The organism is Actinomadura madurae (assembly GCF_900115095.1).
Classification (GTDB): domain Bacteria; phylum Actinomycetota; class Actinomycetes; order Streptosporangiales; family Streptosporangiaceae; genus Spirillospora; species Spirillospora madurae.
Genome location: NZ_FOVH01000012.1, coordinates 69420 through 91796 on the forward strand (window position 1 = coordinate 69420; position 22377 = coordinate 91796).

Consider the following 22377-nt stretch of genomic DNA (forward strand, 5'->3'; position numbering starts at 1 on the left):
GAGACGAGGCACCCACCCATGGAGAGAACCACAGGGGCACCGAGCCCGCGGGCACCGAGCAAGCCGGCACGGCCCCGCGGCGGCACCGTGGACGACGACCGCCCGGCCGCGGCCAACTACCACGCGAACGCGCTCGCCCGCGGCCTGGCCCTGCTGGAGCGGCTGGCCGAGCGGGGCGGCACGCTCACCCTCAACGACTTCAACGCGGGCACCGGCCTGCCGAAGAGCACCCTCGTGCGGCTTCTCGGCGTGCTGGAGGAGATGGGCTACGTGGTCCGCGCCGACGAGCGCCCCGCCTACCGGCTCGGGCACAAGACGCTGATGCTGTCGACCGCGTACCTCACCGGCCTCGACCTGTCGCAGGTCGCGGGCGGGCACCTCGCCGGTGTCGCCGAGGACACCGGGCAGACCGCCAACCTCGGGGTGCTGGACGGGCGGGAGGTCCTGCACGTGTGCGTCCGCGAACCCGACCGGCCGATCCGCTTCCACACCACGCCCGGCACCCGCGATGCCGCCTACTGCACCGGGCTCGGCAAGATGCTGCTCGCCCACCTCGACCCGTCCGAGCTCGGCCCGCACCTGCCGCCCGAGCCGTTCCCGGCCCGCACCGAGCACACCCTCACCTCGACCGAGGCGCTGGTCCGCGACCTGCGCGAGACGGCCCGGCGCGGGCACGCCGTCGACGACAACGAGGGCAGCGTCGGCCTGCGCTGCGTCGCCGCGCCCGTCGAGGTGGACGGGGTCTGCGTCGCCGCCGTCAGCGTGTCGGGGCCGTCCGCCGAGTTCGACGACGCGCGGCGGGCCGGTTACCTGGACCGGCTGCGCGCCGCCGCGGCCGGCCTCGCCGCCGACGCCGACGTCGTCGCCGCGCTGGACTACCTCCGCTCGTCCCTGCGCCCCGGCGCGCCCCGACCCCGGGAGGATGCTTGATCGACTTCCACACCCACTGCCAGCGTCCCGAGCACTGGGGCCACGAGTGGGACGACCACTGGCGTCCCGTCTACGGGCGGGGCGCCCACGAGTTCGGCCGGGCCGACTACGACCGCGCGATGGCGCCGGTGACCGCCGCCTGCGTGTTCGGCATCCGCGCGACCGCGGCCGGCGTCCTCACCCCGAACTCCCACACCGAGGAGTTCTGCGCGGGCACCGAGACGGAGACGATCGGGTTCATGGCGCTGGACCCCACCGACCCGGACGTCCTCGACCAGCTCGCCGACGGCGTCGCCCGCGGCCTGCGCGGCATCAAGCTGTACCCGGTGCTGGCGCTGTTCGACCCGCGCGAGGCGAAGTACGACGCGTTCTACCGGGCGGCGGCCGACGCGGGCCTCGTCGTGCTGTGGCACATGGGGGCGACGCCGAGCCCGGCGGGCGACCTGTCGGTCAGCAACCCGCTCGTCGTGGACGAGGTGGCGCGGCGGCATCCCGACCTCGTCCAGATCATCGCCCATCTCGGGCATCCCTGGCAGCGGGAGACGATCGTGACGCTGCGCAAGAACCGCCGCGTGTACTCCGACGTGTCCGCGTCGTGGGCGCGCCCGATGGACGGCTACCTCGCGCTCGCGCGGGCGCAGGAATGGGACGTCGTCGGCAAGCTCGTCTTCGGCTCGGACTTCCCGCTCTGGACGCCCGACGAGGCCGTCGCGGGGCTGCGCGAGATGGTCGGGCAGCGCCCGTCCGGCTTCCCGGAGATCAGGAAGGAGACCGTCGAATGGCTGCTGGACGGCGACCCGCGTCCGGAGATGGGGCTGGCGTGACCCCGCTGGAGGAGCTGGCCACTCCCGCGCTGCTCGTGGACCGCGCCCGCATGGAGGCCAACCTCGCCGCGATGGCCGCCGCGATCGGCGCGGCCGGGGTGGCGCTGCGCCCGCACTTCAAGACGTCCAAGTGCGTCGCCGTCGCCCGCCGCCAGCTCGCGCACGGCGCGTCCGGCTTCACGTGCGCGACCCCGGCGGAGGTCGCGCTGCTCCAGGACGAGGGCGTCGGCGACGTGCTGTGGGCGCACCAGCCGGTGGGGCCGGCCAAGATCGCGTTCGCGGTCGAGGCCCTCGCCCGGGGCGGGCTGACCGTCGCGCTCGACTCGGCGGAGGTCGCGGGCCCGCTCTCGGAGGCCGCCGCGGCGGCCGGGGTCGCCGTCCCGTTCGTCCTGGAGGTGGACACCGGCCTTCACCGCGCGGGAGTCGACCCGGACAACGCCGTCCGCACCGCCGCGGACCTGGCCGCGTTGCCCGCCCTCGAACTCCGGGGCGTCCTCACCCACGAGGGGCACCTCGCCGCGCACGGCCGGAACCGTCCCGCCCTGGAGGCGGCCGGCGACCTCGCGGGCCGGACGCTCGCGGAGGTCGCCGAGGCCCTGCGCGCGGACGGCCACGCGTGCCCGCTGGTGTCGGTCGGCTCGACGCCCGGCGCGACCTCCGCGCCGTTCGCCCCGGGGGTGACCGAGGCGCGCCCCGGCACCTACGTCTACTTCGACGCCAACCAGGTCGGGCTCGGCAGCGCCGGTGTGCATCAGTGCGCGCAGACCGTCCTGACCAGGGTCGTCAGCGTCCAGCGCCCCGGCACGGCGATCATCGACGCGGGCATCAAGGCGATGAGCTCCGACTCGCTCGCGAACGCCGGCGGCCTCGGCATCGTCTGCGACGTGTCGGGCGCGCCCGTCGAGGACGTCGCCTTCCCCACCGGCAACGAGGAGCACGGCTACCTGACCGGCCCGGGAACCGCGTCCCTGCGCGTCGGGGACCTGCTGCGCGTCATCCCCAACCACGCGTGCGGCACGACGAACATGTGGAGCGCCGTCCATTTCGTGGCGGACGGCGCCGCCGTCGACCGGCATCCGATCCAGGCCCGCCACTGACGGCGGTCGGCGGGCGGACGCGTCCGACCTCTGATCTACTGGACACCTACGGCTCCGTCTGGGGGAGTGTGACGCGTGGTCAGCGAGAACGCCGACAGGCTGGCGGTCCTCATCGACGCCGACAACGCCCAGGCCGCCATCGTCGAGGGGCTGCTGGCGGAGGTCGCGAAGTACGGCACGGCCCACGTCAAGCGGGCCTACGGCGACTGGACCGGCACGAGCCTCCGAAGCTGGAAGGAGCAGCTGCTCGCCCAGTCGATCCAGCCCATCCAGCAGTTCGCCTACACCACCGGCAAGAACGCCACGGACGCGGCGATGGTCATCGACGCCATGGACCTGCTGTACTCCGACCGCTTCGACGGGTTCTGCCTGGTCTCCAGCGACAGCGACTTCACGCGCCTGGCCGCGAGGATCCGCGAGTCGGGACTCACCGTCTACGGGTTCGGCGAGCGCAAGACGCCCAAGCCGTTCGTGGCGGCGTGCGACAAGTTCATCTACATCGAGAACCTGGCCTACGACCAGGACCCGGCCACCCCTGCCGCCGCGACGCTCAAGGCGGCGCCCCCGACCCCGGCCGCGAAGCTCAAGCAGGACACCGCGCTCGTCAACCTCCTCCGCAACGCCGTCGAGGCGGCCTCCGACGAGGACGGCTGGGCTCCCCTGGCGTCCGTCGGCCACATCATCACCAAGCAGCGCCCCGAGTTCGACTCCCGCAACTACGGCTACGCCAAGCTCAGCGAGCTGATCACCGCGACGACCCTGTTCGTCCTGGACCGCCGCAGCCCCGGCGACGGGAAGGCCGGCATTCTCTACGTCCGCGACAAACGCCGGAAGCCGTCCTGACTCAGCGGAAGACGCCGACGCCGTTGGCGACAGCGCGCTCCGTCCCATCCGACGGCGCGTTCCGGACGGTCACCGCGGTCGCACCAGGAGCACGCGTGACAAACGTCGAGGAACCGCCGCCGTCGAGGTTGACGCCGTCGTCCACGCCGGCCTTGTCCAGGAGGGACGCCAGTTCGGCGACGGTCAGACCGGCGCTCTGCAGCGACCGTCCGTCCGCCACCACGAGGTACAGGCGCCGCCCGTCGCGGCTGACACCGGCGGCCGTCCGCGGCGCCGGGCCGATGGCGCTCAGACCGTCCAGCGGCCGTCCGTTCCTCAGAATCGGGAACCCGCCGACGGCGAACCGGAACCGTGGACCCGCGAACCGGTAGGACACCCGCACCCGCTCCCCAACCCGCAGCCGGCGCAGCGCGTCGGCCCCCTTCTCCCGCCCGACCAGCACGGTCGTACCCTGGGGAATCGCCCCCGCCCCCACCGCGTCGGACACCCCCGTCACCACACCCCGCCGGACGGTCACCTCGGCGGTGTTCGTGCTGCACGGGTCGCCGCGCACCTCGTCCGTCCCGCAGACCGCACGCTGCCGCGAGACCTCACCCCACCGGGAATCGAACACCCCGGCGCTCCCCACCGGCAGCGCGTACTGGTTGAGCCCCCGGAGAGCGATGGACGTCCGTCCCGCCCGGATGCTCCCCGTCAGGTGCAGCCGCCCGACACGCCCGCGCCGGTCGGTCCCGATGCCGATCACGTCCTCGGCCGACGTGCCCGGCGGCAGCGCGGGCCCGAACCGCTGCCCGTCTGGCACCGCCCCCTTGATCGGCCGTCCGCCGTCCACCTCGGGCCCGGACGACGCCCCGGTCGGCACCACCCCGGGATGCGTCTCGCTGATGTTGAAGAAGTCGCCGTTCACCCCGGCCACCGCCTGCCGCGCGTCCGCCATCTCCGACACCGTCCGCCTCGCGGCGACCACCGGCGGACGCAGCAGCCCCACCGAGACACCGGGCTTGCGCAGGTCGACGTCCAGCAGATCACCCACCACCCGCCCCCCGACCCCGGACGTCTCAAAGGTCTTGAAGATCACCCCAGGCGCCGTCCGCTCCACCGAAGTGAACCGAACCTCCCCGACCTCGACCGACGGCGCCCCCCTCCGCGCCCACCCATCCCCCCGCTCCCCAGACCCGGCCCCGTCGATCCCCGGCGGCGCCTCCGCGAATGCGGGCAAGGAACCGACCACCAAGCCCACAACGACCACCCCAGCCACGATCCCGCGCATGCGCAACGCCCCTCTCAGCGAACAGCCCGCTGATCATGACGCGCGCCCGGTGAACCCCCTCACCCGCCGAAACCAACATCCGCGCAAGATCACGTAATGCCCCGCGGAACAAACCCGCTCCGAACACACGAACGCCCCGCCAAAGACGAGACCGCTGCGCTACTCGGGGCTACAGGACTACAAGCGCAACTCTCCCCACTTCACTGCGGTGATGAACGATCAACGAGTGGCGGCGACCGTGCGGCTGTCCAGACCCCGAGTGATCGTCCCCAATGCCCTCACTGCCGACGATCCCCGCGTTGTTGACGAGCACGTCCAGCCGTCCATACGACCCCGTGACGGATGTCCCGCATCGAGCCCTCCATGCGGGCATCCTCAAACCCTGCCGCCAACGACAAGGTCAACCCACCCAACGCCACCGACCACACAAGCCCAAGCTGGACGCGACAGGACTACGAGTGCAGCTCTCCCCGCTTGATGGCGGCGATGAGCTGGGAGAAGGTTTTCGGGGAGAGGGCCAGATGTCCGGCGTCGGGGGCCCGGCTGTCACGCACCCCGATCACGCTGCTGAAATCCGCGACCTCCACGCAGTCCCCGCCCGTGGTGCTGGAGCGGCTGGCCTTACGCCAGGCAGGCTGGGTCATCGCGTGTTCTCCATCTGATCGGCGATCAACCTACGGGTCAGGATCTCAGGCAGCGCCCGCGCCCCGATCCGTTCCCACCGTAGCCCGACATCGAGCACTCTTGCCGGGGCGGTGATCAATCTGCCTTCGATCGCAGCCTCGATGTAGACCACATCGCTCGCATTGATCGTCATGAGCTTGAATGCGCCGTCTTGTCCCATATGGGCGCCGGCTTCCCAGGGAATGATGCGCACCATGGTGTGCGGCCAGTCCGCCACCTCGAGAAGCCGCGCGAGCTGCTCACGCATAGTGTCCGGCCCGCCGACTTGGCGCGTGATCACTGCCTGGTCAAGCAGCACGTAGAGTTGTGGGGGGTCGGGGCGATCCAGGACCGCTTGGCGAGCCTGCCGCTGTTCCCAAAGCTCGTCCGCTTCCATCTTGCCGATGCCCGCGGATTCGAACCCCGCCCGCGCGTAACCCTCCGTCTGAATGAGACCTGGAACCAGCGAACTCTCGTAGGTCCTGATGACGGACGCCTTCGCCTCGTGCTCGATGTTCTGGTGACGCCAGTCAGGGTCATGCGCCGACTCGGCATGTCGGCGAATTCGGGTGAAATGCCCACGAGTACCCCAAAGTTGGTCAAGAATCCCAGTCGTACGCTCGGGGATCTTCGTAGTGCCCGATTCGTAGTTCGAAACGGTGGAATCATCGACCCTCAAGATCTCGGCTAGCCGGGCCTGTGACAGGTTGCGTTCGACGCGCCATATCCGCAGGTCAACGGCCAGCCAGTGCCATGGGTTGTTATCTGGATCGAGTCGATCCGCCTTTGCCATCCAAGATCCCCAAACTTGATATTCCTGAACGAAGGAAGAAAAGAATAGCCGGGGGTGTCAGTCTGTGGCCAGAGTCACAGAGCGTGAGAGGCAAATGCGATGTCCGCGACACCCATAATGGACATAGATCCACAAAACATATTCAGTGAGAACTTCCGCGCCTACCCCGAAACCGTTTATCTGGCACGCGAACTCGTGAAGAGCGCGCTCGCCTCCTGGGGGCTCGGCGCCTTCGAGGGCGACGCCGTGCTGATCATGAGCGAGCTCGCGTCCAACGCCGCCCGGCTCTGCGAGGGCAGGATCATCCGCGTGTGGATCAGCCGGATCGACCAAGGCGTCGAGCTGTGCGTGTGGGACGACCACCCCGGCCGGCCCGTCATGCAACAGCCCCACCAGTCGCGCACCTCCGGACGCGGGCTGATCCTCGTCCAGGCCTTCGCGACCGGCGGCTGCGGATGGTTCGAGCTGGGCGAGGGCAAGGCCGTCTGGTCGCGGATCGCGATCGACCACGGATACATGCTGGGCGCCGCACGCAGAGCGGGCTCTCCGATCGTCAGCCCCCTGCGCCACGTGGACAGACCGCTGCACTCATAGACCGGCCCCCGCCCTGCGGCAGCGCACCCACCAAACCGCCCCCGGCTGGTGGTTCCCCACAACGCCCCCAGGGCGGGCGGCCACCAACCCGCCCAACGTGCAACAAGCCTGCCGCTAACTACCAAGGTTTGAGCAGGGCGGTCCAACGTGCGCCCGTGGGGCAGGTTCAGTGATCTTGCAGCGTGGCCAGCGTGCGGGCTGCCGGTGTGAGCGCGGCGGCCAGGCGTCGGCGGTCGGATTCGGGCAGGCCGCCCAGATCGTCATCAAGGTCGGCGAGCAGGTCGGCCACCACCTCGGCGGCCAACTCGACGGTGTCGGCGGCTGGGCCGAGTTTGCTGCGGGCCGCGTCCACTCGCGGTGGGGTGAGCCGCTCGACCGCAGCGGCCAACAGCCATGCCGCCACTCCCGTCACACCGCCGGGCGGCGGCACGAACGGCCGGGCGCCGTTGTAGCGGGCGTCCTCGGCGAAGTCGGGATGCTTGACCTTCAGGACCGGCCGTGGTCCCCGTTCGCTCGTATCCCAAGCTCCGGCGGGTTTGAGGACGTAGCCTTCGGCGCGGTTGCCGGGCAGTTCGGGAAGACCCAGCGCGCCGGGCACCAGCGTCGGGAAGTCGACCGACAGCTCCCTCAGCTCCTGCCGACGGCCTTGACCCACCAGCGGCACGCACTCCAAGCCGACACTGGTCACCAGGTCCGCCAGTTCGGCGCGGCTCATCCAGCGCGGTCCCGAGGAGGTGCTGACGGCGCCGTCGAACGCCAGCCATACCAGGTCAGGGCAGTACCACACGCCGGTCTGCACTGGGCCGATGTCCTCGACCGTCGGTACCTGCGGGTGCGGATAGCCCCCGCCGGCCAGTTCCCCGTACAAGACCACGTCCTGTCCGACAGCGCGGGCCGCTGCCGCCGCCGCTGTCGCCAGGACAGGCCACAGACGCGTCACCCCGAAGAACGCCTCAAGCCGATCCTCGTCCAGCAGCCCGCGCCGCCCGGCGGCCCGCGCCGCCCGGCCATCGCTGACCAAAGCGAAATGGGCGCCGTGCACCTTTTCCGCGGCCACCCAGCTCCCGCCGGGCAATGACCCGTCGCCGAACCGCTGCGGGATTTTCGGATACCACACGGCCTGACCTCCGTTCGGCCCCGGAAGCCCTGCAGCCCAGCCGGGACACCCTGGCGGGTACCCTTTCCGACGCTCACCTGAAGATCAACTTATTTCCCAACGGTCGGCTCAGTGGCATCCCCACCGCAAGCATCCAGCTCGGCGCAAACCCGAACTCGGCGCTCAGCGTCGGCCAGTTCGGGGTTGCGGAGGTGTGCCTCCGCCTCGACGTCCTGCCACCGGCGTCCGATGCTCATCGGTCGGTGTCCTTGGGGTGGCGAGGGGACGCGTAGACGATCCAGACTGTTCGGCCGTCGTCGTTGATGACGTAGCGGACGCGCCCACCGCTCGTGACCTCGTACTCCCACTGCTCAAGGTCTTGACCGTTGTGTCGGTGTGTTGCGAGGTCTCCGCGGAGTCGGTGCTGCCGCTCGTGGTTGGAGCGGGACCGCGGCTCGGAGCGTAAGGCCTCCAGGCAACGGCGAGTATTCGACACGGCGAGGCGGCATAGCTCTTCCCAGCCTCGTACCGCCTCGCTGGTGCCGAACCTGACGTCCCATTCGCCGTCCGGCGGTGGGACGGTGACCCTGTCTCCTCGTTTGGGGCTCAAGGCGTCACCTCGACGGGACCGAAGTCGCCGGAGGTCGGCCGGAGGGCTTCCTCGTGCTGGGTGCCGTCTGCCTTGATGCGTGCTGTAGCGCGCCAGCCGGTGATCACCTCTTGAGCGTTCGCGTCCAGATCAAGTTCGGCGGCGTCGGACAGAGCGTCGACCAGTTCCACGGTGAAGGCGCGGACCTCTTCGGTGCTCAGGTGACGGATCCAGGGGAACACGTCGGGCATGGCAAGGAGCAATGCCCGAGCGCTCGGATCATGCTTCATGAGCGCCAGGAAGATCCGTGACGCGGTCGTCAGACTCTCATCGCGCTGCTCTTCCCGGTCGGCGGCCGTGAGGTAGAAATCGGGAGCGTCGCGGTGGGTGACGCGCAGCCTGCCGAGCCGCGCGGCACGCTCGGCCACGGACTTGGGATTGCGTGACAAGTCGGAGAAGGTCACTGAATCCGAGGTAGTGCTCATGCTGCCCATTGTACTCAGATTATGTTCTGAATTCGCGGACTGGCCTGGTCAGCTGGGGCCTGCTTCGGAGCCGGACTCGCGTACTGGCGTGTCGAGGTTCCGGGGTTCGGGCTTGTCGCGGGTGGTGGTCCGTTGGGAGGACGGGACCGCGGCCGCGATGATGGCGGCGGCGAGGGCGATCAGGGCCGAGACGGTGAACGCGGTTGTGTAGCCGGATTCCGTTGGTGGCGTGGTGCCGTCGCTGGTCGAGGCGGCGACGATGGCCACGGCGATCACGCTGCCCATCGCGCCGCCGATGGTTCGCAGGATGGTGTTGATCCCGGTGGCCGCGCCGGTGTGCTCGGGAGGCGTGGCGGCGATGACGAGCGAGCCGAGGCTGCCGAACGCGAATCCGTAGGCGAGTCCCAGGACGGCTCCGCTGCCCGCGACGGTCGCGGGTTCGTCGTGGAAGTACGCGAGGCCGAGCAGCCCGGCGGTGGCAAGGACGGCGCCGACCTGGAACACGCCGCGCGCGCCGATCCGGCGAGTGAGGTGGGGCGCCATCGGTGCGGCGATGACCATGAAGAGCCCGATCGGGGCGATCAGGAGTCCGGTGCGGGACGCGCTGTACCCGAAGCCGTAGCCGAGTTCTGCCGGTGTCTGCGCGAACAGCGGTAGGAGCGTGACCGCAGCGAACATGCCCACAGCGATGACGACGGTGGCGACGTTGAGGGCGAGCAGGCGCCTGCCGACGAGGAGTTGCGGGGCGATCAGCGGTGCGGTCGCACGACGTTCGGCGATCAGGAACAGGGAGGCGAAGGTGATCGTGGCAGTCGCGAGGCCGAGGATCCGCGGCGATGACCAACCCCAGCCGCGTCCCTGGCTGACGGCGAGCAGGAGTGCGACCAGCGTCGCCGCCAGCAGAACTGCCCCTCGGACGTCCACAGCTTGGCGTGCCACACGCGGCGCCCGGGGCTCGGGAAAGAGGAAGGTTCCCGCGAGCGCGAGGACCGCGAGCCCGCCCACCAGCCAGAACACCGCGGTGAGTCCGGCGAGGTCGACGAGAGGGCCCGCCGCGACCAGGCCGAACGCTCCGCCAACGCCGAACATGGCGCTCAGGGCCACGATCAACCCAGGGAGCCGCGCGGCGGGGACGAGTCGGCGCGCGAGACCGAAGGCGCAGGGGAAGACCCCGCCGGCCAGACCTTGGACGATCCGTCCGGCCAGGATGCCGCCGTACCACCCGTTGGTGGTGCTGATCGCGGCGATCACGCTGCCGAGGATCAGGAGCACAAGGCCGGCGATGATGATCCGACGGTGGCCGTAGTGGTCACCGAGCCTTCCCGCGATGGGGGTGGCGACGGCGGACGCGAGCATGAACGAGGTGAGCAGCCACGTCGCCCCGGTCGCATCGGTGCCGAGTTCTCGGGCGAACCCTGCGAGCACCCCGACCACGATGGTCTGGGCCAGGGCGACCGCGAGCGCGGCGATGAGCAGGACCGGCGCGAGGACGCGGTCCGCCCGAGGTGCCGTGTCGCCCCCGGTCTCACGAAGGCCGAACCTGCGTGCGAGGTAGGCCGCGGTCGCGGCGAGTACGGCGACTACCCACATCAGGCATCCCCCTCGGCGGAGGCTCCCGCGAGCTGAGCCTGGGCCCATGCGGTCGCGGCTGCGACGTCGTCGGTGGCGAACGTCGGGCAGCCCCACATCTTGGCTCCGGCCCGGATCGCTTTCGCGTTGGTCGCCTGAGTCTCGGCCGAAACCACGAACGCCAGGCCACGGCACGTCTCTTTCAGCCTGGGGCGGAGTTGCTTGAGCATCCGGATCCGCTCGCTCACACCCCCGATGCCCCTGGGACGTTCGGTGGTCGAAGGCATCTGGACCACAGCGGCGAACGCCTCGTGGCGGCCGCTCGCCTCGGTGAGGACGTCGGCGACGACGCGGGCGCCCTCCGCAGGCGCGAGGTCGCTCACATCCAGGTGCACCAGAGGCCACTGCTCCTCGGATGCCAGGTCGGGTTCGTGCACGGCTCACTCCTCACACCGCTCGACGATACTTAGGGGAGCCTAACCTATTTATTACCAATGGTCACTAAGTTCAGTGGCCTACGATCGGTGCGTGCAGAGGAGGACCCGACCGCTGGGTCGGCCGGCGAAGCTGAGCCGTGAGGCGATCGTGGCCGCGGCCCTGGAGTGCGACCTGCGCACGGTGACGATGCGCGATCTCGCGGCACGCTTGGGCGTCTCGCATGCGGCGCTTTATCGATGGGTCGCCGACCGTGCCGAGCTGTTCGACCTCATCAGCGAGGTCATGGTCGAGCGGGTCCTGCCCACCTCGGAACCGACCCCCGAAACCTGGCGGGGCTGGTTGAGCGACCTGGCCTGGAAGATGCACGACGAGTTCCTCGCCGTGCCGGGATACGCCGCCCACGTCGCGGCACCCCACCGGCACAACCCGGAGGCGTTCGCGCGCTTGCACGACAGCGTCGTCCGCGCCTTCACCGTCGCCGGGGCCTCGCCAGAAATGGCCCAGCAAAGCTGGTTCGTCTTCGGCCTGGGGGTGGTGCAATGGCTCGGCGCCCAACAGGCAGGCCACGACCTCGGCCCCGACAAGCCGCGCTTCGACCTGTTCCTGGACGTACTCCTACGCGGCCTACCCGCCCAAGACCCCTCAAGCTAAGCCTGTCTCGTAACGATGGAGTGGAGGCCTGTCCACGGGCCTGTGACCCGGTGGTCGGGTGCTGCGGAGCTCGTTCCTCCGCCTCTCGGTTCCAGCCGGCGGCTGGTGGATCATGGCTACTCGTCGGCCTGGCACGCTGTGGCAATGAGTCGGACGACAGGCACCAAACCCGCCGAGATTGGCCCCGCGACGGTCGATGACCTCCCACAGATCGTCGAGATCCTGAACTACACGGCGGCGCACTCGGTCGCCAACCTCGTCAGCGAACCGACCAGCGTCGAGGAGCGCCGGGCTTGGTTTTCGCAGTTCTCCTCGGCCGGGCCCTATCGGCTGCTCGTCGCTCGGCGCGAAGGGCAGGTGCTGGGGTTCGCTGCCAGCCAGCGCTACCGGGAGCTCGACGCCTTTCGGGAGACCGTCGAGGTGAGCATCTCGCTGCGGGCAGAATGCCGGGGCCAGGGCATCGGCACCGCCCTCTACCGTGCCCTGTTCGACTCCGTCGACCATGAGCCGGTGCACGTTCTTCTCGCCGGGATCGCCCTGCCCAACGACGCGTCGGTCGCGCTGCACCGCAAGTTCGGCTTCACCGAGATCGGTGTGTTCCGCGAGTACGCCGTCAAGAACGGGCAGTACATCAGCTCGCTGTGGATGCAGCGCGTGGCCAGTCCGACGTCTGGCTGACGATCGGCGGCCCGACCCGATGACCTTGCCATGGAGCAGGCGATCAGTGTGGAGCGAGTCGAGTGGGTGCCGGTGTTCACGGGCCTGCCGGTCCGCCAGTTCCGCAAGCTGGTGCGGTCGTCGCAGGGCGGGGCGGTGAACAGACCGGCACGGTACGCCGATGGGGGTTGCCGCTGGCCGACCAGGTGCTGCTGATCGCGGTGTACTACCGCACGAACCTGACGCTCAGGCAGGTGGCGCTGCTGTTAGGGGTGTCGAAGTCAGCCGCGCGCCGGGTGGTCGACCACCTGGCGCCACCGCTGGCACCGGCACCGGTCGCCCGGCCGCGAACGTGGCGTCCTGCACGCCAGCGGCGGGTTGTGTCGCTGGCGTCTGATCTACTCCTTGCCAGGAAATCTGGCGCACTAGAGGAGAAGCCGGTGGGTGTGCTGACTGACTACTTTCGCGCGGCCGATGCGGAAGTAGTGGTGCAAGCGATGAAACGCTTGGATGGCGGTCCCCTTGTGGGCACCGGGTCGCCTGCCTTCGACGGAGTTGAGGCCAAGGGTGTGGATCCGGCCGTTGTCCTGGGGAAACTGATCGGGGCCATCAAACAGGTGCCGTGGAGCGTACGCCTCGTCGAGGACTCAGTTGTCTGGCCGACCACCCCGGCTCCTGGCCCGGAAGGCCCTTGGGAAGAAGACGACCCTTGGGCAACCGGGCCGTGGGTATCGGAGCTCGATAATGCGGCGCGGGATGCACTGGCGGGAGTGCACGATGCAGATGTATCGAAAGTGGTCGCCGAGTGGGTGCAAGCCGAGGAACTCCACGGAGCGCACGCCGATGACATGGAGCCACTGGCCACGGAGCTGATCCAACTAGCCAGACGAGCCCGAGACGCAGGAGACCACCTCTATTCCTGGGTATGCCTTTAGGCTGTCACTCCGCTGATAACCGTGGTCATCTCGGCGCACCTTGCCGAGTCAGACGCCCTTCGCCCTGTCGACCACGCGGCGGAGACCGGACCGTGCGTGGACGTTCCGCCAGGTGATGTACCAGCCGCGACGGTCGCGGGTTCGTCGTCGGAACGCGCTCCATTCGTGTCCCGTGCAGACCTGTGCCTCCGGATGTGGCCGTTGTCACAGGTCGGGCACTGTCGCGGTGCCGAGCAGCGTGGACCGGATCAACAGCGGCCAGATTCGCTCAGCAGACTTCGATCGTGCCGCCACCGGCGTACTTGATGATCTCGATCGAATTGATCGGAGTGGCGTCGAATCCGCTCTCGCCGAGGTAATCGTTCGCGAACTGCGCGCCGCCGGTTTCATTCTTTTCATGGTCTTCCCTTTCGCAGACGCTGGTATCAACCCCAGCAGACGGTGGCCTCATGTCTGCTTCACACCAGCCTCATTGGCCGGCAGGGAACCCACGGCAGGAGAGTAGGCGCAGGTCGGCGATTCGCGTCCGCGATGTCGGTCGGCCTCCTTTCGAGGGCTCTGTCACGGGCTTGACGGGGAAACGGAGTCGGTGACGTCCCAGATCTGCCCTGTGGCCTCGCCTGGAAGCCGGTCGAGCAGCGACCTCGCCGACTGTTCCGGGGTGATCAGAGAGCCTTCCGCGTGCAAGCGGCTGAACCGTTGGTGCAGGCCCGCGCCGATCTGGTCCGGATCCTGACCGCGGATCCAGGACTGCATCGCGGTGTCGACCGTTCCGGGGCGGAAGGTGTTGGCGGTGACACCGCTGCCGGCCAACTCGGCGGCGAGATTCACGGTGTGCGCCTCAAGAGCCGCCTTGCCGGTGACATAGGCGTTACCGCCGATCATGGATGCCGGGCGCGCGACGACGCCGCTGGAGACGTTGACGATACGACCCCAGCTGTGCTCGATCATGGCGGGTAGCAGGGCGAACGTCAGCGAGGCGACGGCGACCACGTTGACGCCGATCGCGGCCGCCCACTCGGCGGAATCGACCTTGGAGCTCGGGCCGAGCGGCCACACGACGGCGGCGTTGTTGATGAGAACGTCCACGACCCCGAACTCGTCACGGGCACGTGCCGCGCACCGGGCGAGCTGGTCTGGATCCGCGACGTCCGCCGGGATCACCGCGGCCGTGCCGCCGAGTTCGCGGATGGACGCGGCGCAGTCGGTGAGTTCGTCGTGCGAGCGCGCGACCAGTGCCACGCTGACGCCCGTCCTGGCCAGTTCGAGCGCGATCGCCCGTCCGATGCCGCGTCCCGCGCCCGTCACCAGCGCTGTGCGGCCTTTCAGCGAAGTAGTCATGAATGGTTGGCGGCGGCGCCACGCCTCCGTCTTACCGTCCGATCGGATCGGAGTCGCGGCACGTCGGCCGTGGTGACCGGGGCACACGGCCGGATGCGGGTGGAAAACGGGCGTTGTGCCGCGTTTCCGCCTGCTGAGGGCCGTGTGCCGCCGGGGTGGCTAACCGGCCGCGTGCTCCCGGATGTAACGGATCATGCCGGTCACGTCTTCGGGGACGAGCCGACCGATGGCTCCGCTGGAGTACACGCTGACGACGACCTTGCCGTCGCCGTCGAGTACGAAGCCCGTCGACTGAAGGTACTTCGGGTCCTGATTGACGAACGCGCCGGTCGCCGCGGCGATCTCGTCCGCGTCGACGCTGTGCCCGAGCGGGAAGGTCAGGCCGTGTTTGTCGGCCAAGGCCCGCGTAGTGGCCTCGTCCTCGACGGTGAGCGCCACGACCTTGGCGTCCAGTCCGTTGAGGGTTTCCTGGGCACGCTGGAAGGCGCGCAACTGCGCATTGCAGTACGGGCACCAGTGCCCGCGGTAGTACAGGATGATGCCGAAGTGGCCCTGCAGGGGGTCGGGCAGCGCCAGCGAACCGCCACCGAGAGACGGAACCGTCAGTGACGGGAACCGGTCGCCCGGGTTGAGGAGCGGCATGCGAGGTGTCCTTTCAGTAGCGATGAACCTGCCGTCCGGGAACGTCGCCGTGCCCGTGTGCCGCCGGCCGGCAAAGATCGGGCGGTGACGGGTCCCTCCTCACCGGAGGCACCACGAGACGGTCCTCCGATCCAGTCGCCGCGATCACTTCGCGGATCGCGGCACGGACGGTGGTCCTCATGGCGCTCCTCGGCCTTCGGACGGCAGTGAGCCGAACGAATGCTTAGCGCAGCCGAAGCGGGCCCGGCTTACGTGACATCCGCCAGAGCTCTCCCACGTTCGCGTTTCGTAAGATCAGTCGGCCTCCCTACCAGGAAGGGGCCGAGGAGAGCCGGTCCGCACCTGGCGCCGTAGGCTCGGATCATGTCGCCATCGGAGCCGGCTGATACCGCAGAACGTGAGCCCACGCGCCGGCGGGCCGCGTGCCGGGACTCACACGACTGGGTGAGCGCGTTGACCGGCACGGGATCGGTGCGTGAACAGGCGGTCGCGGATCTCCACGCTCTGCTGTTGCACGTCGCCCGGCGGAAGGCGTTCAGGCGGCGGGCGGCCCTCGGCGTCGACGGGCCCGAGCTCGACGACCTGGCCTACCAGGCCGCGGCGGACGCGGTGGTCGCGATCATCGCGAAGGTTCGCGAGTTCCGAGAGGAGAGCCGGTTCACGACATGGGCCTACAAGTTCGTCCTGCTCGAACTGGCCAACAAGATCGGACGTCATTTCTGGCAGCGGCGGACATGGCAGATGGAGCAAGAGGACTGGGACCGGCTGCCCGACCGGTTCGGACTCCGGCCGGAGGACCAGGCCGAGTGGCGGGATCTGGTCGCGGCTCTGCGCCGCGCGGTGGACGACGAACTGACCGAACACCAGCGCACGATCTTCTCGGCCCTCGTGCTGGGCGGCGTGCCGGTGGACGCCTTGGCCGACAAGCTGGGAACGACCCGCAACGCTCTCTACAAGGCCCTGTTCGACGCACGGCGTAAACTGCGCGCGAACCTGGTCGCCAACGGGTATCTGACGCTCGACGAGGTGGAGCGATCATGAGCGACTGGTCATCTCTGGAGCGGTTCCTGCGAACGGATCCGCTCGACGCGGGCTGCGCGGGTACCTTCGCTCTGCTCGACCTCTACGTGGAAGAACGCCTCGCTGGCGGCGATCCCGAAGAACGCTTCCCCGGCGTCGCCGTTCACCTGCGAAGCTGTGACCCCTGCCTGGACGACTACGAAGGCCTGCTCGCCGCCGTCGAGACCTGACACCACCGGCCCGCCTCGCCGCCGTCAAAGCCGAGATCGCCGCGACTGGCAGGTCACCCCGCCGGATCCGCGCCTTCCCCTTGCGGACCCGCCCAGCCACAGGCTTCGGCGATGGCAGCCGGGTCCCAATAAAAGGGACGGCATTCGAGCATGCGCCCATCCCGAACGCTGATCAGCTGCAAGATCAACGTCTCCACCTCGCGGCCCGTGGCCCGGGCACGGAACCGCACCCGATTGCGTACCACGACGGTGTCCCCATCCTCCCAGTGCTGTTGCTCCAGGAACTCCATCGACTCCCAGACCTCACTGAACCGGGCCAGGAACCGCTCCATGCCGTCCCGGCCCCGCCACGTCCCGCTTCCCGTGAACGGCAGGCCCGGAGCCTGATGCAGCACCACCTCCGGATCCAGACACGCGGCAGCCTGGTCATAGCTCGCCTTGCCCTGCCCGCCTGCGGCTACGTACGCCGCCTCAGCCGCGTAGAACTTCTCCATCACCGCCCACGCATCGCCTGACACCCGTCCGTCTTCCGTCGAAGATTCCGTGGTCATCACCCGCTCCTCTCACCGGCAACACCCTGGAAACCCCGCCCCAACGGACTCGGTTGCACCCACCCGACGCCCGACCGCTCCAACGGCCGCTCTACACGTAAAGCCGGGCGGGGACAGATCATCTGTCCCCGCCCGGCTCGAACTCGGTCCGCTTGACCGAGGGTCAAGTCATGTGAACTTGACCCCTCTGCGTCTGGGACGGCGACGCCGTCGTCGTGCTCGCGGATCCGGTCGCGGTGGCCGAGGCGGCGCCCAAGGCCCAGAAGGCCAGCCCGCTCACTATTACTACGAGGTATTTCCTCATGGATCCCTCATGTGTAGTTCCGAATCACCGGGTATGCCCGGCGTATGGCGAGAGATCATACTAAGTCTCAAGGGTCGCGCAAGTCACATTGGTGGCTCTCCTGGTCCGGCGGGCTGAGATGTCGTCCCGCTTGGAATGCAAGCGTAGTCCTGCTCTCCGAGAAAGTCTCATGTTCCGGGTCAGGTCGCGTGCAGGCAAGTTCCTGCCCCCAGATCTTACGCAGGGAGGCGTAGCGAGTTCGAATGGATTTCTAGTGCGGCGTTCGGTGACGTATGCCGATGCGATGAATTGCAGCATATTGGGGTGTTTGACCGTATATGTGGACCGGTGTGCCGCGCGTTGTCGGGGTATCAGTGTCAGGTGCCGGCGGCGTGGTCCAGGGACTGGAGGCGGGTGCGGAGGTCCTCCGCCTCGCGAAGGTTGAGCTTGGTGAACAGGCGGATCGCCTCCTGCCAGGGGTGGCGGGCGGCTTCGCTGCCCTGGACGTGGAGGAGGGCCGTGCCCAGGCTTTCCAGGGCCCTCGCCGTTTCGTAGGGGACGCCTATATCGGTGGACAAGGCGTAGGCTCGCTCCAGATGGTCCACGGCTGCGGGGTAGCGGCCGGAGGCGGTGAGGGTTTCGCCCAGGTGGCGGAGGGCGAGTGTTTCCTCGTAACGTTCGCTGATAGAGCGTGCAATGGTCAGCGCACGTTCGTGGTGAATGAGAGCCTCGCCATAGCGGCCGGTGTTGTGGAAAGTGGCGCCGATGCCGATGAGGGTCTCCACTTGGTTTCGGCGGTCGCCCAATTCCATCGCTATCGCGAGGGCCGCCCGGTAATTGGCGAGAGCGGCTTCGTGGGACCCGGTCCGGCGGTGGACGTTGGCCATGTTGATAAGCGCGATCGCTTCGTGCTGGCGGCTCAGCTCGGCGGCGCCGGCGGTCTGCGCGTAGTACTCCGCGGCGCGGTCGATGTCGCCCATGCGGATCATCAGGTCGCCCATGTTGTTGAGTGCCAGCGTCCGGCCGCGCGGGTCGTCGATGTCAGTGAAGATCGCAAGGGCCTCCAGGCGGAGCCGCTCGGCCTCGCGGTGGTCGCCGGTGAACTCCAGGAAGATCGCGGTGTGGTCGAGACTTTCGGCCTCGCCGTGCCGGTCGCCGAGGGCGCGGTGGATTTCCAGCGCCTCCCGGCAGTAGGCCAACGCCTCGGGGAAATGGGACTGGTGCCAGTGGATGAGGCTCATGTGGCCGAGAATGTCGGCCTCTCCGCGGCGGTCGCCGGTCGAACGATGGATTTCCAGGGCCTTTTCCGCGTTCTCCATCGCGGTGTCATAGTCGCCGACGCGGAAACGGATAAGGCTCAGGTCGGCCAGTGCCCGCGCGGTGCCCGGGGGGTCGTCCAAGCCCTGCAAGGCCTCGATCGCCTGGGTGTGCAGGCGTGCGGCGGCGTCCCAGTGGCCGCGCGACTCCAGGTGCCCGGCGAGCACACGAGCGAAGCGGGCGACGCGCGCCGGCGAGCCGATGCGGTGGGCTTCGGCGGCCGCGTTCAGGAGGCAGGCGTGCTCGGCGGCGAACCACTCGGTCGCCTCCGCCTCGTCCGCCGGCGACGGCAGGCCGGGCGGCCGATCGGTCGGGATGCCGTCCGGGTGGTGCGACATCAGCCGGTTCGCGTGGTCGGCCGCCGCGAGGTGGAAGTCGAGAATCCGGTGGACGGTCCGGCGGCGCTCCTCCTCCGGGTCGGTCTGGTGGGCGAGGCGGCGGGCGTAGTCGTGGACGAGGTCGTGGAAGCGGTAGCGGCCGCGGGCGGGCTCGGTGATCAGGTGCCGGTCGAGGAGGTCCTCCAGGATCCGCTCGGCCTCCCGGACGGGACATGCCAGTGCCGCTGCGGCGGAGTGCGCCGTCAGGTCGGGGCCGGGGTGCAGCGCGAAGGCGCGGAACGCGTCCCGCTGCCGGGGCGGGAGCGCGCGGTAGGAGTCGTCGAACACGGTGGTGATCTCGCGGTCCTCGTCACGCAGCTCGTCCAGCCGGTCGCCCGAAGCCAGCCGGTCCAGCAGATCCCGGGTGTCCCAGGCACGGCGGTGGCGCAGCCGGCTCGCCGCCATGCTCACCGCGAGCGGCAGGCGCCCGCACCGTTCCACCACCGCTGCGACGTCGGTGCCGGGCTCCGTGCGCCCGGCCCCCGCGATGGCGGTGAACAGGGCCGTCGCGTCCCGGACGGGCATGATCTCCAGCGGCAGCGCCCAGGCGTCGTGCAGCCCGGTCAGCCGGCGCCGGCTCGTCACGATCACCAGGCACCCCGCGGACCCGGGCAGCAGCGGTTCGACCTGTTCGCGTCCGGCCGCGTCGTCCAGCACGATGATCGCGCGGCTGCCCGCGAGCTCGGACCGCCAGAGCGCGGCGCGCTCGTCCAGCCTCGCCGGCACCCGCGTCGCCGGCACGCCGATCATGCGGAGCAGCGTATCGAGCGCGTCCGCGGGAGTGACCGGCGGCTGCCGAGCGTCGTGGGCGTGCAGCGATAGGAACATCTGGCCGTCCGGGAAGTGCGCGGCCAGCCGGTGCGCGAGATGGACGGCGAGGATCGACTTGCCGGCCCCCGCCATCCCGTCCAGGGCGATCACGGTGACGGCGGATCCGGGAGGGCTCGCGGCCGGTTCCCGCCCGACCGGCACCATCTCCATCAGCTGCCGCAGCTCGTCGTCCCGACCGACGAACACCCGCGCGTCGTGCGGCAAGGTGTGCGGGCGCCGGTCGACGCTCAGCTGCGTCCCGGGAACCCGCAGCAGTTCCGGGTCTCCGCGCAGGATCCGCTGCTGGATCCGTTTCAGCCCTGGGCCCGGGTCGGTGCCGGACTCCGCCACGAAGAGGTCGTGGGTGCGCCGGTAGACCTCAAGGGCCTCGGCCTGGCGCCCGCAGCGGTAGAGCGCGAGCATCAGCCGCTCCACCGGCCACTCGTGCTGGGGGTGGCGTTCGGTGAGGTCGTAGAGTTCGCGGACGAGGTCGGCGTGGTTTCCGCGTTGCAGTTCCAGGTCGATCCGCAGAAACGCGGCGGCCAGCAATTCCTGTTCGAGATTGCGCCGGGTGCGTTCGGCCCAGCCGCCGGTGAGGTCGGCGAGCGGTTCGGTCCGCCACAGCTCGGCCGCCCGGCGGAGGTGGTCGAGGGCATATTCGTCGTCGCCGCTTTCGGAGATGGCGCGGGCCTGGTCGCGCAGCCGCCGGAACAGGAACAGGTCGATCGATTCGTCCTCGACGTCGATCAGATAGGAGCCCTGCCGGGAGATCAGTGCGGCGCCCTCCATGTCCTCCAGCCTGCGGCGCAGCCGCGTCATGTAGACGTGCAGGCCCTGGCGTGCCTTGGCGGGCGGGTCGTCGTCCCAGACGCGGCGGATGATGGTCTCGGCGGGCACCGGCTGCCGGGGGCTGAGCAGCAGCACGGCCAGCACGCAGCGTTCCTTGGGCGTTCCGAGGTCGCGCCGCCGGCCGTTGATCCACAGCTCGACGGGGCCTATGACGCGGAACTCCACCGGTTCCCCTTTGTGGAAATCTCCTCCTGAGCCGATTTTGGCATCGCGTGCACCGAATGGCCAGAGCGCAGCGCGTTTCACTCGACCGCCCAGGGATCCCGCTACTCGCCATGTCAGGAGGATTGCAAGTTTTCGTCAAGGTGCCCGATCGACACTCGATTGTGGAGGGCAGGTCTATTCGACCTGCGACGGAGGAACGGATGTCAGCATCCGAGGTCAAAGGGGGTTCGTTGACAAGGATGACCGGCTTCGAATGGCGTCGGGCCCTGACCGGGTTCGACCCTGGCTGGTGGGGGCGCCTGGGGGACCGGCGCACCGTGCTGGTGGTCGTGGGCTCGCCCGTACCGGGGCAGCCCGCACTGGACGTGGCGCGCCTCGCGGGAACCGACCCGCGGCTGCGCGTGCTCTTCACGGCGGCCCCGGGGCCGTCCTCGGCCGCCGTGGAGGTGATGCTCAGAGACGCGGGCGCAGCCCCGCTGCCCTGGTCTGAACTAGAGGACGGTGACGCCGACCTGGTCGTCACCGCTTCCCGGGTGCCGGCGCGCCTGCCGAACACGCCGCTCATCGTCCTGCCGGGCGCGATCCCGGAGGACGTCGCGCACCGGCGTGCGCCGACCGTGTTCACCTACGCCCACCGCCTGGACCGTCCTCCCGATGCCGAGGACGGCCATGGGGCGGTCGTCGGCTGCTCTATTCATGATCGGGTTGTCGCGAGCCTCCCGCTGCGCGACTTCTACCGGCGCGCCCTGGGGGTGGACGGGCAACGCCGCCTCGTCGTGGTGTCCCTGTCCCCGGCCGTCGCGTGCACGCGCTGCCGGTCGCTGGACATCGTGGGCCGCATGCTCACCGAGCTGCCCCCCGACCGCTACTCCGTTCTCGGGATTCCGGAGCCGGGCGGCTGCTCGGGCCCCGGGCTCGCGGCCCACCTGCGGGACGGGCTCGGGCTCATGCCGCCGGAGGCGGACTGGCGCGCCGCCCTCGTCGCCGCCGACTGGATCGTCGGGCCGCCGGGACCGGTCACCCGCTACGGGACGATCATCGGTGTGCCCGTCCTCGTCACCGGCCCGGCGCCGGGGGACGCCCTGCGTCTCCTCGCCGTCCGGCCGGCGGCGCACCGGCCCGTGCGCCCGCAGCTGACCGAGGCGGCGGCGCGATGGCGGCCGGAGCGGGTCCGGCCGGTCCTCGGGCGGATCACGTCCGAGCCCGGACGGTTCGACCGCACCATGCGCAGCCTGATGTACGGGCTGCTGCGGCTGCCGCAGCCCGCCACCATCCCCGTGGCGGACCCGGTGTCGCCACCCTTCCGCATCGGCTGCCAGGACGGGGAGCCGATCGGCCACGTCCCCCAGGGAGGCTGA

General features: G+C 69.6%; 22 protein-coding genes and 1 pseudogene. 11 read left to right on the forward strand and 12 right to left on the reverse strand.

Annotation, left to right across the window (positions count from 1 at the left end; genetic code table 11):
- The first annotated feature begins 18 nt into the window (after positions 1-18).
- The 4 genes from BM339_RS29865 to BM339_RS29880 all read left to right on the forward strand — a co-directional run bounded on the left by BM339_RS29865 (position 19) and on the right by BM339_RS29880 (position 3694).
- Positions 19-930 (forward strand): IclR family transcriptional regulator, encoded by a 912-nt coding sequence (locus BM339_RS29865; protein WP_083598092.1) that lies wholly within the window; start codon positions 19-21, stop codon positions 928-930.
- Positions 927-1754, forward strand: a complete 828-nt coding sequence (locus BM339_RS50160) for an amidohydrolase family protein (RefSeq protein WP_021591822.1) — start codon at positions 927-929, stop codon at positions 1752-1754. The genes BM339_RS29865 and BM339_RS50160 overlap by 4 nt, the downstream gene beginning before the upstream one ends.
- Positions 1751-2851, forward strand: coding sequence for an alanine racemase (locus tag BM339_RS29875; RefSeq protein ID WP_075023013.1), 1101 nt, complete (start codon positions 1751-1753; stop codon positions 2849-2851). Before BM339_RS50160 ends, BM339_RS29875 begins: the two co-directional genes overlap by 4 nt.
- A gap of 75 nt (positions 2852-2926) precedes the next feature.
- On the forward strand, positions 2927-3694 hold the full coding sequence (locus tag BM339_RS29880) for an NYN domain-containing protein (RefSeq protein ID WP_021591824.1): 768 nt from the start codon (positions 2927-2929) through the stop codon (positions 3692-3694).
- 1 nt (position 3695) lies between these two features.
- On the opposite strand, the gene BM339_RS29885 is transcribed toward BM339_RS29880, so the two are convergent.
- The 3 genes from BM339_RS29885 to BM339_RS29895 form a co-directional block, all read right to left on the reverse strand.
- Complete coding sequence (locus BM339_RS29885; RefSeq protein WP_218163797.1) at positions 3696-4727, reverse strand: phosphodiester glycosidase family protein; 1032 nt, start codon at positions 4725-4727, stop codon at positions 3696-3698.
- A 689-nt stretch (positions 4728-5416) separates the two neighbouring features.
- The gene (locus BM339_RS29890; protein ID WP_075023015.1) at positions 5417-5608 is read right to left on the reverse strand and encodes a DUF397 domain-containing protein; all 192 of its coding nucleotides are present in this window, start codon (positions 5606-5608) and stop codon (positions 5417-5419) included.
- Positions 5605-6420 carry a helix-turn-helix domain-containing protein gene (locus BM339_RS29895; protein ID WP_075023016.1) on the reverse strand — a complete coding sequence of 272 codons (816 nt, stop codon included), beginning with the start codon at positions 6418-6420 and terminating at the stop codon, positions 5605-5607. Before BM339_RS29895 ends, BM339_RS29890 begins: the two co-directional genes overlap by 4 nt.
- Positions 6421-6537: 117 nt before the next feature.
- On the opposite strand from BM339_RS29895, the gene BM339_RS29900 reads away from it, so the two are divergent.
- Positions 6538-7014 carry an ATP-binding protein gene (locus BM339_RS29900; RefSeq protein ID WP_337959936.1) on the forward strand — a complete coding sequence of 159 codons (477 nt, stop codon included), beginning with the start codon at positions 6538-6540 and terminating at the stop codon, positions 7012-7014.
- A gap of 166 nt (positions 7015-7180) precedes the next feature.
- Here BM339_RS29900 and BM339_RS29905 read toward each other — a convergent pair whose 3' ends face one another.
- The 4 genes from BM339_RS29905 to BM339_RS29925 all read right to left on the reverse strand — a co-directional run bounded on the left by BM339_RS29905 (position 7181) and on the right by BM339_RS29925 (position 11190).
- Positions 7181-8131, reverse strand: coding sequence for an RNA ligase family protein (locus tag BM339_RS29905; protein ID WP_083598098.1), 951 nt, complete (start codon positions 8129-8131; stop codon positions 7181-7183).
- A 585-nt stretch (positions 8132-8716) separates the two neighbouring features.
- Positions 8717-9184, reverse strand: coding sequence for a hypothetical protein (locus BM339_RS29915; RefSeq protein ID WP_075023157.1), 468 nt, complete (start codon positions 9182-9184; stop codon positions 8717-8719).
- 48 nt (positions 9185-9232) lie between these two features.
- Entirely contained in the window at positions 9233-10774 is a 1542-nt protein-coding gene (locus BM339_RS29920; protein ID WP_075023020.1) for an MFS transporter, read from the reverse strand.
- Complete coding sequence (locus BM339_RS29925) at positions 10774-11190, reverse strand: hypothetical protein (RefSeq protein WP_083598102.1); 417 nt, start codon at positions 11188-11190, stop codon at positions 10774-10776. The genes BM339_RS29920 and BM339_RS29925 overlap by 1 nt, the downstream gene beginning before the upstream one ends.
- Positions 11191-11281: 91 nt before the next feature.
- Here BM339_RS29925 and BM339_RS29930 point away from each other — a divergent pair, with 91 nt between their 5' ends.
- The 3 genes and pseudogenes from BM339_RS29930 to BM339_RS51810 all read left to right on the forward strand — a co-directional run.
- A complete protein-coding gene (locus BM339_RS29930) occupies positions 11282-11842 on the forward strand; it encodes a TetR/AcrR family transcriptional regulator (protein ID WP_024934083.1) in 561 nt (186 codons plus the stop codon).
- A gap of 144 nt (positions 11843-11986) precedes the next feature.
- Positions 11987-12520 (forward strand): GNAT family N-acetyltransferase, encoded by a 534-nt coding sequence (locus BM339_RS29935; RefSeq protein ID WP_075023021.1) that lies wholly within the window; start codon positions 11987-11989, stop codon positions 12518-12520.
- Between the two features lie 30 nt (positions 12521-12550).
- A pseudogene (locus BM339_RS51810) lies at positions 12551-12849 on the forward strand (helix-turn-helix domain-containing protein); the annotation flags it as partial.
- Positions 12850-13702: 853 nt separating this feature from the next.
- On the opposite strand, the gene BM339_RS29950 reads toward BM339_RS51810, so the two are convergent.
- The 3 genes from BM339_RS29950 to BM339_RS29960 form a co-directional block, all read right to left on the reverse strand.
- On the reverse strand, positions 13703-13885 hold the full coding sequence (locus BM339_RS29950; RefSeq protein WP_021591835.1) for a hypothetical protein: 183 nt from the start codon (positions 13883-13885) through the stop codon (positions 13703-13705).
- Positions 13886-13995: 110 nt separating this feature from the next.
- Positions 13996-14775 (reverse strand): SDR family NAD(P)-dependent oxidoreductase, encoded by a 780-nt coding sequence (locus tag BM339_RS29955; protein WP_075023022.1) that lies wholly within the window; start codon positions 14773-14775, stop codon positions 13996-13998.
- A gap of 159 nt (positions 14776-14934) precedes the next feature.
- Positions 14935-15417 (reverse strand): peroxiredoxin family protein, encoded by a 483-nt coding sequence (locus BM339_RS29960; RefSeq protein ID WP_075023023.1) that lies wholly within the window; start codon positions 15415-15417, stop codon positions 14935-14937.
- Positions 15418-15870: 453 nt separating this feature from the next.
- Between BM339_RS29960 and BM339_RS29965 the strand changes: the two genes are divergently transcribed.
- A complete protein-coding gene (locus BM339_RS29965) occupies positions 15871-16458 on the forward strand; it encodes a sigma-70 family RNA polymerase sigma factor (RefSeq protein WP_218163799.1) in 588 nt (195 codons plus the stop codon).
- Positions 16455-16667, forward strand: coding sequence for a hypothetical protein (locus BM339_RS29970; RefSeq protein WP_021591839.1), 213 nt, complete (start codon positions 16455-16457; stop codon positions 16665-16667). Before BM339_RS29965 ends, BM339_RS29970 begins: the two co-directional genes overlap by 4 nt.
- A gap of 53 nt (positions 16668-16720) precedes the next feature.
- Here the strand turns inward: BM339_RS29970 and BM339_RS29975 are convergent, their stop codons facing one another.
- Both BM339_RS29975 and BM339_RS29980 read right to left on the reverse strand, forming a co-directional pair.
- Positions 16721-17218: a nuclear transport factor 2 family protein gene (locus tag BM339_RS29975; protein ID WP_075023025.1), complete on the reverse strand. Its 498-nt coding sequence runs from the start codon at positions 17216-17218 to the stop codon at positions 16721-16723.
- Positions 17219-17878: 660 nt separating this feature from the next.
- The gene (locus tag BM339_RS29980) at positions 17879-21019 is read right to left on the reverse strand and encodes an AfsR/SARP family transcriptional regulator (RefSeq protein WP_075023026.1); all 3141 of its coding nucleotides are present in this window, start codon (positions 21017-21019) and stop codon (positions 17879-17881) included.
- Positions 21020-21258: 239 nt separating this feature from the next.
- Here BM339_RS29980 and BM339_RS29985 point away from each other — a divergent pair, with 239 nt between their 5' ends.
- Positions 21259-22377, forward strand: a complete 1119-nt coding sequence (locus BM339_RS29985; RefSeq protein ID WP_075023027.1) for a hypothetical protein — start codon at positions 21259-21261, stop codon at positions 22375-22377.

Coding starts and splice junctions, on each gene's coding strand:
- BM339_RS29865 (WP_083598092.1), top strand. CDS start 19: ATGGAGAGAACCACAGGGGCACCGAGCCCGCGGGCACCGAGCAAGCCG.
- BM339_RS29890 (WP_075023015.1), bottom strand. CDS start 5,608: ATGACCCAGCCTGCCTGGCGTAAGGCCAGCCGCTCCAGCACCACGGGC.
- BM339_RS29895 (WP_075023016.1), bottom strand. CDS start 6,420: ATGGCAAAGGCGGATCGACTCGATCCAGATAACAACCCATGGCACTGG.
- BM339_RS29900 (WP_337959936.1), top strand. CDS start 6,538: ATGGACATAGATCCACAAAACATATTCAGTGAGAACTTCCGCGCCTAC.
- BM339_RS29915 (WP_075023157.1), bottom strand. CDS start 9,184: ATGAGCACTACCTCGGATTCAGTGACCTTCTCCGACTTGTCACGCAAT.
- BM339_RS29920 (WP_075023020.1), bottom strand. CDS start 10,774: ATGTGGGTAGTCGCCGTACTCGCCGCGACCGCGGCCTACCTCGCACGC.
- BM339_RS29935 (WP_075023021.1), top strand. CDS start 11,987: ATGAGTCGGACGACAGGCACCAAACCCGCCGAGATTGGCCCCGCGACG.
- BM339_RS29950 (WP_021591835.1), bottom strand. CDS start 13,885: ATGAGGCCACCGTCTGCTGGGGTTGATACCAGCGTCTGCGAAAGGGAA.
- BM339_RS29955 (WP_075023022.1), bottom strand. CDS start 14,775: ATGACTACTTCGCTGAAAGGCCGCACAGCGCTGGTGACGGGCGCGGGA.
- BM339_RS29960 (WP_075023023.1), bottom strand. CDS start 15,417: ATGCCGCTCCTCAACCCGGGCGACCGGTTCCCGTCACTGACGGTTCCG.
- BM339_RS29970 (WP_021591839.1), top strand. CDS start 16,455: ATGAGCGACTGGTCATCTCTGGAGCGGTTCCTGCGAACGGATCCGCTC.
- BM339_RS29975 (WP_075023025.1), bottom strand. CDS start 17,218: ATGACCACGGAATCTTCGACGGAAGACGGACGGGTGTCAGGCGATGCG.
- BM339_RS29985 (WP_075023027.1), top strand. CDS start 21,259: ATGACCGGCTTCGAATGGCGTCGGGCCCTGACCGGGTTCGACCCTGGC.